The organism is Streptomyces albireticuli (assembly GCF_002192455.1).
In the GTDB taxonomy this organism is placed as follows: domain Bacteria; phylum Actinomycetota; class Actinomycetes; order Streptomycetales; family Streptomycetaceae; genus Streptomyces; species Streptomyces albireticuli_B.
The window spans coordinates 1,561,212-1,575,219 of record NZ_CP021744.1 but is presented as its reverse complement, the minus strand read 5'-3'; the positions used below and the strand labels follow the sequence as shown (position 1 = coordinate 1,575,219).

General features: G+C 73.8%; 10 protein-coding genes and 1 pseudogene. 9 read left to right on the top strand and 2 right to left on the bottom strand.

The annotated features are described in order from the left end of the window. The first annotated feature begins 70 nt into the window (after positions 1 to 70). Positions 71 to 1,800: pseudogene (locus SMD11_RS36245) on the top strand (coagulation factor 5/8 type domain-containing protein). A gap of 102 nt (positions 1,801 to 1,902) precedes the next feature. Then, positions 1,903 to 3,105: a cytochrome P450 family protein gene (locus SMD11_RS06870; protein WP_087925588.1), complete on the top strand. Its 1,203-nt coding sequence runs from the start codon at positions 1,903 to 1,905 to the stop codon at positions 3,103 to 3,105. Positions 3,106 to 3,127: 22 nt separating this feature from the next. Here SMD11_RS06870 and SMD11_RS06865 read toward each other — a convergent pair whose 3' ends face one another. Together SMD11_RS06865 and SMD11_RS06860 are read right to left on the bottom strand one after the other, a co-directional pair. Continuing rightward, positions 3,128 to 3,841 (bottom strand): DUF6875 domain-containing protein, encoded by a 714-nt coding sequence (locus tag SMD11_RS06865; RefSeq protein ID WP_087925587.1) that lies wholly within the window; start codon positions 3,839 to 3,841, stop codon positions 3,128 to 3,130. A 126-nt stretch (positions 3,842 to 3,967) separates the two neighbouring features. Next, the gene (locus SMD11_RS06860) at positions 3,968 to 4,597 is read right to left on the bottom strand and encodes a LysE family translocator (RefSeq protein ID WP_159395251.1); all 630 of its coding nucleotides are present in this window, start codon (positions 4,595 to 4,597) and stop codon (positions 3,968 to 3,970) included. Between the two features lie 311 nt (positions 4,598 to 4,908). On the opposite strand from SMD11_RS06860, the gene SMD11_RS06855 reads away from it, so the two are divergent. The 7 genes from SMD11_RS06855 to SMD11_RS06825 all read left to right on the top strand — a co-directional run bounded on the left by SMD11_RS06855 (position 4,909) and on the right by SMD11_RS06825 (position 13,914). Further along, positions 4,909 to 5,628 carry a GntR family transcriptional regulator gene (locus tag SMD11_RS06855; RefSeq protein ID WP_087930327.1) on the top strand — a complete coding sequence of 240 codons (720 nt, stop codon included), beginning with the start codon at positions 4,909 to 4,911 and terminating at the stop codon, positions 5,626 to 5,628. 292 nt (positions 5,629 to 5,920) lie between these two features. After that, positions 5,921 to 6,901 carry a sugar ABC transporter substrate-binding protein gene (locus tag SMD11_RS06850; protein WP_199843812.1) on the top strand — a complete coding sequence of 327 codons (981 nt, stop codon included), beginning with the start codon at positions 5,921 to 5,923 and terminating at the stop codon, positions 6,899 to 6,901. After that, positions 6,898 to 7,950 carry an ABC transporter permease gene (locus tag SMD11_RS06845; protein ID WP_087925584.1) on the top strand — a complete coding sequence of 351 codons (1,053 nt, stop codon included), beginning with the start codon at positions 6,898 to 6,900 and terminating at the stop codon, positions 7,948 to 7,950. Before SMD11_RS06850 ends, SMD11_RS06845 begins: the two co-directional genes overlap by 4 nt. Continuing rightward, on the top strand, positions 7,947 to 8,780 hold the full coding sequence (locus SMD11_RS06840; protein ID WP_087925583.1) for an ATP-binding cassette domain-containing protein: 834 nt from the start codon (positions 7,947 to 7,949) through the stop codon (positions 8,778 to 8,780). The genes SMD11_RS06845 and SMD11_RS06840 overlap by 4 nt, the downstream gene beginning before the upstream one ends. Before the next feature lie 238 nt (positions 8,781 to 9,018). Then, positions 9,019 to 10,137, top strand: a complete 1,119-nt coding sequence (locus SMD11_RS06835) for an ROK family glucokinase (protein ID WP_087925582.1) — start codon at positions 9,019 to 9,021, stop codon at positions 10,135 to 10,137. Positions 10,138 to 10,145: 8 nt separating this feature from the next. Continuing rightward, positions 10,146 to 10,727, top strand: coding sequence for a hypothetical protein (locus SMD11_RS06830; RefSeq protein ID WP_234365933.1), 582 nt, complete (start codon positions 10,146 to 10,148; stop codon positions 10,725 to 10,727). A gap of 241 nt (positions 10,728 to 10,968) precedes the next feature. Next, the gene (locus tag SMD11_RS06825) at positions 10,969 to 13,914 is read left to right on the top strand and encodes an AfsR/SARP family transcriptional regulator (RefSeq protein ID WP_159395250.1); all 2,946 of its coding nucleotides are present in this window, start codon (positions 10,969 to 10,971) and stop codon (positions 13,912 to 13,914) included. Positions 13,915 to 14,008: the final 94 nt, after the last annotated feature.

Genomic DNA, 14,008 nt, shown 5'->3' with positions numbered 1-14,008 from the left:
CCGCACACCGACGGGTGAAGGTCCCGCCGCCGTCCACCACGGCGGCGGGACCTTCCGCTTCCATGGCCGGGTGAGACTCACCGCCGCCCTGCTGGCCGCAGCCGCCTGCCTCGCCCTGGCCCAGACGCCCGCCGCGCCGCGCGCGGGCGCCCCCGGCGGCGCCCGCGACCTCGGCCCGAACGTGCACGTCTTCGACCCGTCGATGCCGAAGGCGGCGGTGCAGCGCGAGGTGGACGCGGTCTTCCGGCGGCAGGAGCGCGCCCAGTTCGGCCCCGGCCGCCACGCGCTGCTGTTCAAGCCCGGCACCTACGACGTCGACGTCAACACCGGCTTCGCCACCCAGGTCGCCGGGCTGGGGCGGTCGCCCGACGACGTGACCGTCCGGGGCGCGGTGCGCGCCGAGGCCGACTGGTTCCAGGGCAACGCCACCCAGAACTTCTGGCGTTCGGCCGAGAACCTCTCCGTCCTCCCGGACTCCGGTGCGAACCGCTGGGCCGTCTCGCAGGCCGCTCCGCTCCGCCGCGTGCACATCCGCGGCGACCTGCTCCTGGACGACGGCGGCTGGTCCAGCGGCGGCTTCCTCGCCGACTCGCTGATCGACGGCCGGGTCCGGTCGGGCACCCAGCAGCAATGGCTCTCCCGCGACAGCGAGTTCGCCGGCTGGACCGGCGCCACCTGGAACATGGTCTTCGTCGGCGTCCGGAACGCCCCCTCGGACCGCGGCTACCCCACGCCGCCCACACCCGCGTCGACCGCACCCCGGCCGTGCGCGAGAAGCCCTTCCTGTACGTCGACGGGGCCGGCGCGTACCGCGTCCGGGTGCCCGCCCTGCGCACCGGGGGACTGGGCACCACCTGGGCCCACGGCGCCCGCCCGGCGGGGGAGTCGCGCCCGCTGGGCCGGTTCCACATCGTGCGGCCCGGGGCCGGCGCCGCCGGGATCCAGGCGGCCCTCGACCGCGGCCGGGACCTGCTGCTCACCCCCGGCGTCCATCACCTCGACCGCACCCTGCGGGTCACCCGCCCCGGCACCGTCGTCCTGGGCCTCGGCCTCGCCACGCTCGTGCCCGACCACGGTGGCACCGCGCTGTCCGTCGCCGACGTCGACGGGGTGCGGCTCGCGGGACTGCTGGTCGACGCGGGGCCCGTCGCCTCGCCCACCCTGATGGAGATCGGGCCGCCGGGCGCGCGGCGGCGGCACGCGGCCGACCCTGTATCGCTGCACGACGTCTTCTTCCGGATCGGCGGCGCCGGCCCCGGCCGGGCCGTCCGCAGCCTGGTCGTCAACAGCTCGGACGTGATCGGCGACAACCTCTGGCTGTGGCGCGCCGACCACGGCGACGGCGTCGGCTGGACCGTCAACACCGCCGGCCACGGGCTGATCGTCAACGGCGACGACGTCACGATGTACGGGCTGTTCGTCGAGCACTACCAGCGCCACCAGACGCTCTGGCGCGGCGAGCGCGGCCGGACGTACTTCTTCCAGAACGAGCTGCCCTACGACCCGCCGCGGCAGGCCGCCTGGCGCGAGGGGCGCCACCGGGGCTACCCCGCCTACGAGGTCGCGGCCGGTGTCACCCGACACGAGGCCTGGGGGCTCGGCAGCTACTGCTACTTCACGGCGGACCCGCGCGTCGTCGCCGACCGCGCGTTCGCGGTACCCCGCCGGCCCGGGGTGCGCCTCCATCACCTCGTCACCGTCTCCCTCGGTGGCAAGGGCGTGATCCGGCACGTCGTCAACGGCACCGGCGGCCCGTCGGACGCGCGGCGCAACGTGGCCCACGTCGCGGAGTACCCGTAGGGGAGCGGCGACCGCACCGGGCGGCAATCGGACAGGTGTCCTGAAATCGCTCTTGAGGGCGCCCGCCCCGCCGGGGACGATCTTCCGGAGCGAGGGGGAGCCATGGGGGCGCACACGAGCGGAACCGTCGATCTGGCCGCGTTGGGGGACGCGTTCGCCAGGGATCCGCACCCGGTCTACGCCGGGCTGCGGGAGCGCGGGCCGGTGCACCACGTACGGATGCCGGAGGGCTCCGTCGCCTGGCTCGTCGTCGGCTACGAGGAGGCGCGGGCCGCGCTGAGCGACCCCCGCCTGTCGAAGGACTGGCGGAGCGTGTCACCGTCGCTCGGGCTGAGGACCGTGGCCTCGGGCCCGCACATGCTCACCCTCGACCCGCCGGACCACACCCGGCTGCGCAAGCTCGTCGCCAAGGAGTTCACCCCGAAGCGGGTCGACGCCCTGGCGCCCCGGGTCCAGGAGCTGACCGACGGCCTGCTGGACGCCATGCTGGCCGCGCCGGACCGCCGCGCCGACCTCGTCGACGCGCTGTCCTTCCCGCTGCCCATGGGCGTCATCTGCGAGCTGCTCGGCGTGCCGTCCCTGGACCGCGAGTCCTTCCGCGACTGGTCGAACACCGCCGTCGGATCCGCGCCGGCCGCCGAGAAGGCCGTGGCCGCCGGCGCGATGCACGCCTATCTGGAGGAACTGGTCGCGGCCAAGCGGGCGCACCCCGGCGACGACCTGCTGAGCGACCTGGTCCGGGCCACGGACGAGGACGGCGACCGGCTCTCGCCCGAGGAGCTCCTCGGCACGGCCTGGATCCTGCTCGTCGCGGGCCATGAGACGACGGGCAACCTCATCACCAACGCCGTCCTCACCCTGCTCACGCACCCCGAGCAGCTGGCGGCCCTGCGCGCCGACCCGGGGCTGCTGGACGGCGCCGTGGAGGAGACGCTGCGCTACGAGGGCCCGCTGGAGACCCCGACGTACCGCTTCACCACGGAGCCCGTCGAGATCGGCGGCACGGTGATACCAGGCGGCGGCGAGCTCGTCCTGCCCGTCATCTCCGACGCCAACCGCGACCCCGCCCGCTTCGGCGACCCCGGTCGCTTCGACATCCGCCGCGACGCGCGCGGGCACGTCACCTTCGGCCACGGCATCCACTACTGCCTGGGCGCGCCGCTGGCCCGCCTGGAGGCCAGGACCGCGCTCCGGACCGTCCTGGAGCGCTGCCCGGACCTCGCCCTGGACGCCCACCCGGACGCCCTGCCCTGGCGCGACGGCCTGTTCATCCGCGGCCCGCACCGGCTGCCGATCCGCTTCTGACCCCGTGGGCCGGGCCGCCCGCTCAGTCCGGCGGCGGGGGCTCGGGCCGCCCCAGCTCCGTGCGGGCCCGGGCGAGCTCCTCCCGGGCGCGGGCCCTGGTGTCCGGGTTCGCCGACCGCTGGTGCTCCAGGAAGGACTCCACGAAGCCGGCGCGCCGGGCCGGCGGATAGCGGCGCTCGGTGAGGAACGGCAGGTCGTTGGTGACCATGCTGCGCGCGACGAGCAGCGGGGTGTCGCAGTGCAGCGGCCGGAAATCGGGGTTGTGCAGGCCCGGCCCGGGGTGCCCGGGGAAGAACTCGCCGAGCATCATCCCGTCGGCCACGAACTCGGGCTTCGCCCGGTCGTGCACCCGGACGACGGTCTCCGCCGCCGCCCCCGGCAGGACGAGGACGATCGTCTTGTCGATGGTGTGCTGGCCGCCGCGCGGCTCCATGGCCAGCCAGTGCGCCTTGAGCGCGGCGACCGCCGCGTCCATCCCGGCCTCGTCGGTCACGGCGGGCTCGGCCAGGGCGTAGCGGATCAGGCCCAGGCGCTGGGAGAGCGGCACGAAGGGGCAGACGGCGCCCTTGCGGCCGAGGTCCGGGTGGGGCCGGGCGACGTGGTCGCGGACCCAGTCGCGCACGGGGCGGAGACGGTCGTGGGAGGTGGCGTCCGGCTCGTCGTACAGCCGGATGCGGGAGAGGTCGGCCGCGGGGCGGCCGCTCGCGGGGTCGTGGTGTCCGTATCCGTGGCTCATGGCTCGGGTCCCCCAGTCACTGTGTCTGGTAAACACAAAAACGAGCCAGACCGGGACCGAGGTTGAGCTTTACGGTCAAAGTCGCTCGATCGTGTCGGTACCGGACAGGCATCGGGACCAGGAGAACTACGCCGTCAGCGCGGAGCCGAATTCCACCAGCAGTACCCCGGAGGCCGCCAGCAGCAGTACCCCCGAGCCGCCGAGCAGCAGGCGGTAGCCCCGGGTGCCGATCCGGTGGCGGGCGCGGGCCACCATCACGGCGAGCGCGGCCTTGCTGCCGACCAGCAGGGCGTAGAAGCCGAAGAGGAAGCCGCCGGCCCCGGGCGGGCCGTGCCGCCAGGCCGCCACCAGCAGCGGTGCCCCGGTCGTGAGCCAGAACATCCACGGGTGCGGGCTGAGCAGATTCACCAGGGCGCCCTGCCACAGCGTCCGCCGCCCCGCCGCCCGCACCTCCCCGGCGTCCCGCGCCGCCGGCACCTCGGCCGTCCGCGCCTCGCGCAGCGTCGCCACGGCCAGCCAGGCCAGGAAGAGGCCGCCCAGCACCCCGCCGACGGCGATCGCCCACTCCGGCAGCACGGCCAGCACGGTCACCGCGAGGACGATCACCGGCAGGTCGGTGAGCAGCGGCACCGCGGCCACCCGCAGCCCGACGCCGAGCCCGCCGCGCAGCGTCCCGGACAGCACCAGCGCGAGCAGGGGACCCGGGCTGATCCCCGCGCTGAAGCCCAGTGCCACTCCCAGAGCCAGCTCCTCCACGGCCTCGCCCTTCCCCCCGGCCCTTCCCGCACGGCACCCGTGGTGCCCGGAACTCATCTGACATGGGCGGGTACGTAAACGATCGAGAAGATTCCGTAGGAATGATCGGGATTCTGTAGGACTTCGCCACTGTCATCTGTATTGCACAAGACGCGGCCACAAGGCGCGGAGTTGACGGCTTCGTCACCCGTATCGGTCAGCCCGTCGCCGGGAAGTACGCATGTCCGGACAACCTGACCTCCGAACTTCCCGTCATCCGGTCCCGCGGTTACGCTCCCACCGTGTCGACGCACCGATCCCTCCAGTTCAGCCTGGACCGCAGCAGCCCCGTACCGCTCTATTACCAGCTGTCGCAGCAGCTCGAGGCGGCGATCGAGCAGGGCGGGCTCGCCCCCGGCAGCCTGCTCGGCAACGAGATCGACCTCGCCGCGCGGCTCGGGCTGTCCCGGCCCACCGTCCGGCAGGCCATCCAGTCGCTGGTGGACAAAGGGCTGCTCGTGCGCCGCCGTGGCGTCGGTACCCAGGTACTGCACAGCCAGGTGAGGCGCCCGCTGGAGCTGAGCAGCCTCTACGACGACCTGGAGGCGGCCGGCCAGCAGCCCGCCACCCGGGTCCTGCTGCACACCACCGAGCCCGCCACCGCGCGCGTCGCCGCGGCCCTCGGCGTGCCCGAGGGCACCGAGGTGGTGCTCGTCGAGCGGCTGCGGCTCGCCCATGGCGAACCCATGGCCCACCTGCGCAACCACCTCCCCGCCGGCCTCCTCGGCCTCGACGACGACGGACTGGCCGCGACCGGTCTCTACCGGCTGATCCGCGCGGCCGGCATCACGCTGCACAGCGCCCGGCAGACGGTCGGGGCGCGGGCCGCGACCGCCGCGGAGAGCGGGCTGCTGGCCGAGCCGGAAGGCGCGCCGCTGCTCACCATGGAACGGACGACGTACGACGACACCGGGCGCGCCGTGGAGTTCGGCTCCCACGTCTACCGTGCCTCGCGCTACTCCTTCGACTTCCAGCTGCTGGTCCGCCCGTAGCCGCCCCGGGCGGGCCCCGCCCGGCCTCCACGGGCCCGGCGGGCCTCCGTGGCGGGGCATGGATCGTCAGAATGTTCGGACAAAGCCTTGACCCGGTGTGGTGTACGCCGCTAAAAATCCACCCACATACAGCAGCCCTGAGAGGTACCCCCGGAAGCCCCCGCGGTCAGCGGTGACGGATGGTGACGGATACTTGGGCGGCTGGGCCCGCAGGACCGGGGTCCGGCCGCACCGTGACAGACAGTGAGAAGGGCAACTCCTCGTGGCAAGGCTTCGGACAGGCGTACGTGCGGTGAGCGCCGTGCTGGCAGCGGTGCTCGGCGCCTCCTTGGCGGGGTGCAGCGCGACGGGCGGCAAGCGCGCGGAGGAGCGGGCCGCCAAGGCGGCCCAGGGGCGCGCCGCGGTGGACACGCCCCGCTGGACCTTCGCGATGGTCACCCACTCGGGCGATGGCGACACCTTCTGGGACATCGTCCAGAGCGGTGCCAAGCAGGCGGCCGCCAAGGACAACATCAAGTTCCTCTACGCCCATGACGTGGAGGGCAACAAGCAGGCCCAGAACGTCCAGGCCATGATCGACCAGAAGGTCGACGGCCTGATCGTCACCCTCGCCAAGCCCGACGCCATGAAGGACGTCATCGCGAAGGCGAAGAAGGCCGGCATCCCGGTGATCACCGTGAACTCGGGCTCCGAGAAGTCCAAGGAGTTCGGCGCGCTCACCCACATCGGCCAGGACGAGGTGATCGCGGGCGAGGCCGTCGGCGAGCAGCTCAACGAACGCGGGCGGAAGAAGGCCGTCTGCGTCCTGCACGAGCAGGGCAACGTCGGTCACGAGCAGCGCTGCGAGGGCGTGAAGAAGTCCTTCAAGGGCGAGCTCCAGAACCTGTACGTCGAGGGCACCAACATGCCCAACGTGCAGTCGTCCATCGAGGCGAAGCTCCAGTCCGACAAGGACATCGACGCCGTCGTCACCCTCGGCGCCCCCTTCGCGCCGACCGCCGTGAAGGCCGCCGAGCAGGCCGGCAGCAAGGCCGAGGTCGACACCTTCGACCTCAACGCCAAGGTCGCCGAAGCCCTCCAGTCCGGCAAGCTCGGCTTCGCCGTCGACCAGGACCCGTACCTCCAGGGCTACGAGGCCGTCGACCTGCTGTGGCTCTACCGCTACAACCGCGACATGCTCGGCGGCGGCCGCCCGGTGCTCACCGGCCCGCAGATCGTCACCAAGGACGACGCCAAGATCCTGGCCGACTTCACCAAGCGGGGTACGCGATGAGCGCGCCCGCCACCGCACCCGCCCGGGACACGGCCGACGAACGGCTGGCGCACCGCTCGCACCTGCGCCGGCTGCTCGGCCGCCCCGAGCTCGGCGCGGTCGTCGGCGCCGTGGCCGTCTTCGTCTTCTTCTCGACCGTCGCCGACAGCTTCCTCCAGGCATCCAGCCTGTCGACGGTGCTCTACGCCTCCTCGACCATCGGCATCATGGCCGTCCCCGTGGCGCTGCTGATGATCGGCGGCGAGTTCGACCTGTCGGCCGGTGTGATGGTGACCAGCGCCGCGCTGGTCTCCTCGATGTTCAGCTACCAGATGACGGCCAACGTCTGGGTCGGTGCCGGGGTCTCGCTGCTCACCATGCTGGCTATCGGCTTCTTCAACGGCTTCGTGCTCACCCGCACCAAGCTGCCCAGCTTCATCATCACGCTGGCCACGTTCCTGATGCTGACCGGCCTCAACCTGGGCTTCACCAAGCTCATCAGCGGCACGGTCTCCACCAAGACCATCGGTGACATGGAGGGCTTCGAGTCCGCCCGCGCGGTCTTCGCCTCGCACCTGACGATCGGCGGCGTCGACCTCCAGGTCACCATCCTGTGGTGGCTCGGCCTGGTGGCCCTCGCCACCTGGGTCCTGCTGCGCACCCGCGCCGGCAACTGGATCTTCGCGGTCGGCGGCAACTCCGACGCGGCCCGCGCCGTGGGCGTCCCCGTCAAGGGCACCAAGATCGGCCTGTACATGGCGGTCGCCTTCTGCGCCTGGGTCTCCGGACAGCACCTGCTGATGTCCTACGACGTGGTCCAGTCCGGCGAGGGCGTCGGCAACGAGCTCCTCTACATCATCGCGGCCGTCATCGGCGGCTGCCTGATGACCGGCGGCTACGGCTCGGCCATCGGCTCCGCGGTCGGCGCGTTCATCTTCGGCATGACCAGCAAGGGCATCGTCTACGCCCAGTGGGACCCGGACTGGTTCAAGTTCTTCCTGGGCGCGATGCTGCTGCTGGCCACGCTGCTGAACGCGTGGGTCCGTAAGCGGGCGGAGGCGACGAAGTGAGCGACACACGGAACGCGCTGGTCGAGCTGACGGACGTCAGCAAGTTCTACGGGAACATCCGGGCCCTCGAAGGGGTCTCCCTGGAGGTGCACGCGGGCGAGATCACCTGCGTGCTCGGCGACAACGGCGCCGGCAAGTCCACCCTCATCAAGATCATCGCGGGGCTGCACCAGCACGACGCGGGCACCTTCGAGATCGAGGGCGAGGAGACCCGCCTCGGCTCGCCCCGCGAGGCCCTCGACCGCGGCATCGCCACGGTCTACCAGGACCTCGCGGTCGTCCCGCTGATGCCCGTCTGGCGGAACTTCTTCCTCGGCTCCGAGCCGACGAAGGGCGTCGGCCCCTTCAAGCGCCTCGACGCCGCGCGGATGCGCGAGATCACCCGCGCGGAGCTGCTCCGCATGGGCATCGACCTGCGCGACGTCGACCAGCCCATCGGGACGCTGTCCGGCGGTGAGCGGCAGTGCGTGGCGATCGCCCGCGCCGTCTACTTCGGCGCCAAGGTCCTCGTCCTCGACGAGCCGACCGCGGCGCTCGGCGTCAAGCAGTCGGGCGTGGTCCTGAAGTACGTGGCCGCGGCCCGGGACGCCGGCCTCGGCGTGGTGCTGATCACCCACAACCCGCACCACGCGTACCTGGTCGGCGACCGCTTCGTGCTCCTCAAGCGCGGCGGGATGGCCGGCAGCCACGCCAAGTCGGAGATCGCCCTCGACGAGCTCACCCGCCAGATGGCGGGCGGCAGCGAGCTCGACCAGCTCAGCCATGAGCTGGCGCGGGCGACGGGCCCGGACGTGATCGGCGGCAAACCGGTCACGACCGACGAGGGCTGACCACCCTTGTCCCCTTTTTTCTTGATCGCCGGACGGGCTGGATTTTCCAGCCCGTCCGGCGTTTGCGCGACCGGGGGCCCTGGGGAGAGGGCCACCGCGATGCGGTACCAACCGCGTCCGTGAGGCACAATCGCACCGACCGTAACCATCGAGGGACCCCCTCCAGAGACCACCGCAGGGACGACGACAACGTGCGAGCACGCACCCGTACCGCCAGGCCCCACGCAGTGGAGGCGTCATGAGCATGTACCGCGAGCTCCACCGAGGCGCGGCCAGAGCCACCGTGCTCCGCACCGTCGGAACCCGCGAGCGCCGCTCGCACCTGACCGCCCCCCGGGTCCCCACCGTCGGCATCGACATCGGCGGCACCAAGGTCATGGCGGGCGTCGTCGACGCCGACGGCAACATCCTGGAGAAGCTCCGCACGGAGACCCCGGACAAGTCCAAGAGCCCCAAGGTCGTCGAGGACACCATCACCGAGCTGGTCCTCGACCTCTCCGACCGGCACGACGTGCACGCCGTCGGCATCGGCGCGGCCGGCTGGGTCGACGCCGACCGTAACCGCGTCCTGTTCGCCCCGCACCTGTCCTGGCGCAACGAGCCCCTGCGCGACCGCCTCGCCGGCCGGCTCGCCGTCCCCGTCATGGTCGACAACGACGCCAACACCGCCGCCTGGGCCGAGTGGCGCTTCGGCGCCGGCCGGGGCGAGGACCACCTGGTGATGATCACCCTCGGTACCGGCATCGGCGGGGCGATCCTGGAGGACGGCCAGGTCAAGCGCGGCAAGTACGGGGTCGCGGGCGAGTTCGGCCATATGCAGGTCGTCCCCGGCGGACACCGCTGCCCGTGCGGCAACCGCGGCTGCTGGGAGCAGTACAGCTCCGGCAACGCCCTCGTCCGCGAGGCCCGCGAGCTGGCCGCCGCCGAGTCCCCCGTCGCGTACGGCATCATCGACCGCGTCGGCGGCAACATCCCCGAGATCACCGGCCCGCTCATCACCGAGCTGGCCCGCTCCGGCGACGCCATGTGCGTGGAACTGCTCCAGGACATCGGCCAGTGGCTCGGCGTCGGCATCGCCAACCTCGCCGCTGCCCTGGACCCCTCCTGCTTCGTCATCGGCGGTGGCGTCAGCGCCGCCGACGACCTGCTGATCGGCCCCGCCCGGGACGCCTTCCGCCGCCACCTCACCGGCCGCGGCTACCGCCCGGAGGCCCGCATCGTCAAGGCGCAGCTCGGCCCCGAGGCCGGCATGGTCGGCGCCGCGGACCTGGCCCGGCTGGTCGCCCGCCGCTTCCGCCGCGCCAACCGCCGGCGGGTGGAGCGCTACGAGCGCTACGCGCGCGCGGGCCGCGGGTGACGGTCACCATGGACCACCCCGACCGCACCGACGTGCCCGGCCAGGCCGACGGGGGAGAGGGCCGGAAGCCTCCGGCCGCCCCCCGCCGGCACCGCTGGGTCAAGCCGCTCGTCGTCTTCCTGCTCATCGCCATCCCCGCCGGCTACCTCTACATCTCCGCGATGCAGAGCCGGGGCGGCAGCGAGTCCAAGAAGGAGCAGGCCAAGGCCGTCGGCCTGGAGGAGGGCTGGCCCTCCCGGCTCCAGCGCCGCATCTACGAGGTGTGGATCCCGCCGTACTCCGCGGACGTCGCCACCTACGAGACCAACTCGTGGAAGGCCAGCTCGCTGTACGTGCAGTTCACCACCACCCGCGACGGCCTGGAGAACTTCCTCGCCAAGTCCGGGCGGAACCTCGGCGACCTGGAGGAGGGCGAGGTCACCGTCGACTCCGAGGAGGCGGCGGAGGTCGGCTGGGACTTCGGCGCCGGACACCACTGGTCGGGCACCGTGCTGGAGCAGGACAAGCCCAAGCCGTCCCTGGAGATCACGGTCAATCTGGACAACCCGCAGTACCCGAAGGTCTATCTGGTCTCCACGACCACTCCTTGAGGGTTCCGGGGGCTCTGAGGGCCCTGGGGGCTCTGGGGCGTACGGAGGCCCTCCCGTGGGACGGGCCGCCGCCACGGGAGTCGCCCCGGCGGCGGCGCGGCGGTAAAGGATGGATTGTCCGCCTGTAGGATCCAGCTCAGCGCACGCCGGGGGAACGACGTGCCGAGCTCCCGGGGGGAAGTCGGGGCCGGCCCGCCGTACGGCCTGCGCGCCTGAAGGCGTCAACGGGGTGGGGCGGAAGATGGTCACCGGGGATACCGGGCTGCGGTTCGCGCTGCTCGGGCGGCTGCGCGCGTGGCGCGGCGACAGGGAGCTGGAGCTCGGCTCCCCGCAGCAACAGGCGTTCCTCGCGGTGCTGCTGCTGCGCCAGGAGCGGGCCGCCTCGGTGGCCGACGTCGTGGAGGCCCTGTGGGGCGGCAACCCGCCGCCCCGCGCCGTGGGCGCCCTGCGGACGTACGCCTCGCGGCTGCGCAAGCTGCTGGAGCCGGAGCGGGCCGCGGGCGAGTCCCCCCGGGTCCTGGTGTCCGTCCCCGACGGCTACGCGCTGCACGTGCCCCGCGAGGCCGTGGACCTCGCCCTGTTCGAGGACCACGTCGCCTCGGCCGGCCGGGCCCGGGCGGCCGGACAGCTCGCGGAGGCCCGCGCCCGGCTGCGCCTCGCGCTGGAGCCCTGGCAGGACGACCCCCTCCCGGGCATCCCCGGCGCGGCCATGGGCGCCCACCGCGCCCGGCTCGCCGACCAGCGCCTGACGGCCCTGGAAGCCCGGCTGGAGCTCGACCTGGAACTGGACGGCCCGCGGCCGGTCCTCGCCGAACTCGCCGGCCTGGCCGCCCACCACCCCCTGCGCGAACGGCTGCGCGCCCTCCAGATGCGGGCGCTGCACCGTGACGGCCGGTCCGCCGAGGCGCTCGCCGTCTACGACGAGGCCCGCCTGCTGCTGGGCGAGCAGCTCGGGCTCGAACCCGGCCGGGACCTCGCCGAGGCACGGGACCTGATCACGGCGCCGGACGCCACCGGCGGCACCGGGCTCCCGGAACCGGCCGCGCCGCCGCTGCCCGCCCAGCTCCCGGGCGACCTCGCCGACTTCACCGGCCGCGCCACGCTCGTGGCGGACCTGTGCGCGCTGCTGACGTCCGAGCGCCCCGGGGCCGCCGCCACGGTGGCGGTCTCCGGCGCCGGCGGGGTGGGCAAGAGCGCCCTCGCCGTGCACGTCGCGCACCGGGTGCGGGAGTCCTTCCCGCACGGACAGCTGTACATGGACCTCCAGGGCGTCGGCGGTCACCCGGCCGACCCGGCCACCGTGCTGGGCTCGTTCCTGCGGGCGCTGGGCGTGGCCGACGCCGCGATACCCGAGGGCCTGGCGGAACGCTCCGCGCTCTTCCGCGCCCGGCTGGACGGGCGCCGCGTGCTCATCCTCCTCGACAACGCCCACGGCCCCGAGCAGGTGCGGCCCTTCCTGCCCGGGCCGCCCTCGTGCGCCGTCCTGGTCACCAGCCGTGCCAAGCTCGCGGGACCGGCGGCCGCGCGCCTGGTCGACCTCGACGTCATGACCCCGGCCGAGGCACTCGAACTCCTGGGCAGGGTCATGGGCCGGGCCCGCGTCGCCGCCGAGACGGACGACGCCGCCCGGCTGGTGTCGGCCTGCGGCCACCTGCCGCTGGCCGTACGGATCGTGGCGGCCCGGCTGGCCACGCGCCCCGCCTGGCCGCTCCGCGCGCTGTACGGCCGGCTCGCCGACGAGCGGCACCGCCTGGCGGAACTGCGCGTCGCCGATCTGACCGTCGAGGCCGCCTTCGCGCTCGGCCACGCCCAGCTCCGGCCGGCCCAGCAGCGCGCCTTCCGGCTGCTCGCCCTGCCCGACGGCCCGCACATCTCCGCCGCCGCCGCGGCCGCCGTCCTCGGCCTGCCGGAGCCGGAGGCCGAGGCGCTGTGCGAGTCCCTGGTCGACGTCAGCCTGCTGGAGTCGCCCACCCCCGGCCGCTACCGCTACCACGACCTGCTGCGCCTCTACGCGCGTGGCCGCGCGGGCGCGGAGGAGCCCCCGGAGGGGCGGGCCGCCTCCCTGCGCCGCCTGCTGGAGTTCCTGGTGTCCACGGTGCGGGCCTCGTACCCCGGCGCCCTCGACAGGGCCGAGCGCCTGGGGATGACCGCGACGGTGCCCGGACTGTCGTTCGCCACGGCCGAGGACGCCGGCGCCTGGCTGGCCGAGGAGGCGCCGTGCCTGTTCGCGGCGGTGCGCCAGGCGGCCAAGTCCCCCGACGGCGCCCTCGCCCCGGCGGCCGACCTGCTGCTCATGACGGAGGAGCTGCTGGAACGCGGGCGCCCCGGGCCGGAGTTCGAGCAGGCGGCCGAGGAAGTGGTCGCCGCGGCGCTCCGCCTGGGCGACCGGCGCAGCGCGGGCCGTGCCTACCTGGCCCTCGGCCACGGCCACTACTACGCGGCCCGCCTCCGCGAACTGGTCGTGGTCTACCGCCAGGCGGTGGCGGCGAGCCGCGCGGCCGGCGACGCGCTCGTCATGGCCGACGCCCTGGTGCTGCTGGCCCGCTGCCTGTACCACCTGCGCCGGCACGACGAGACCCACGCCCTCCTCACCGAGGCCCTGGCGGTCTTCCGGGAGCACGCCGACCGGCTCGGCGAGGCGAACGCCCTCGGCGCGCGCTGCCGGGTGCGCCAGGCCGCGGGCGAGACGGCCCCGGCGGTCGCGGACGCGGAGGAGGCCCTGGTGCTCCATCAAGGTCTGGGCAACGGCCGCCGGACGGGGTTCGCCCTGTACGAACTGGGCGTCGTCCTCGGCGCCGCCGGACGGACCGCCGAGTCCGCCGCACGCCTCACCGACGCGCTGGCCTTCTTCGGCGCTCGCCGTAACCGGCTGTGGGAAGGGCTCACCCTCTCCCGGCTCGCGGAGAACCGGCTCGCCACCGGCCGCCCCGACGAGGCCGCCCAGCTGGCCCGGGCCGCGGTGACGGCGCTGGAGGAGGTCAGGAACGACCGCGGCCGCGCCCACGCCCTGGCCGCGCTCGGCTCCGCCCTCGGCCGGCTCGGGGACCACGACGGCGCCCGGACGCACCGGCGCACCGCGCACGGGATCTGCGCCCGCCTGGGCATGCCGGAGGCCGACGACCTCCTCGCCCTGCTCGGCGACGGGCCCGTACGCCCGGACGGGCCCGGACCGGCACCGGTCCCCTGACGGGAGCGCTCCGCTCCGGTCGCGCGCCGGATCCGTGACGCCGGACCCGTGACGCCGGACCCGTGACGCCGGACCCGTGACGCCTGGCCCGTCA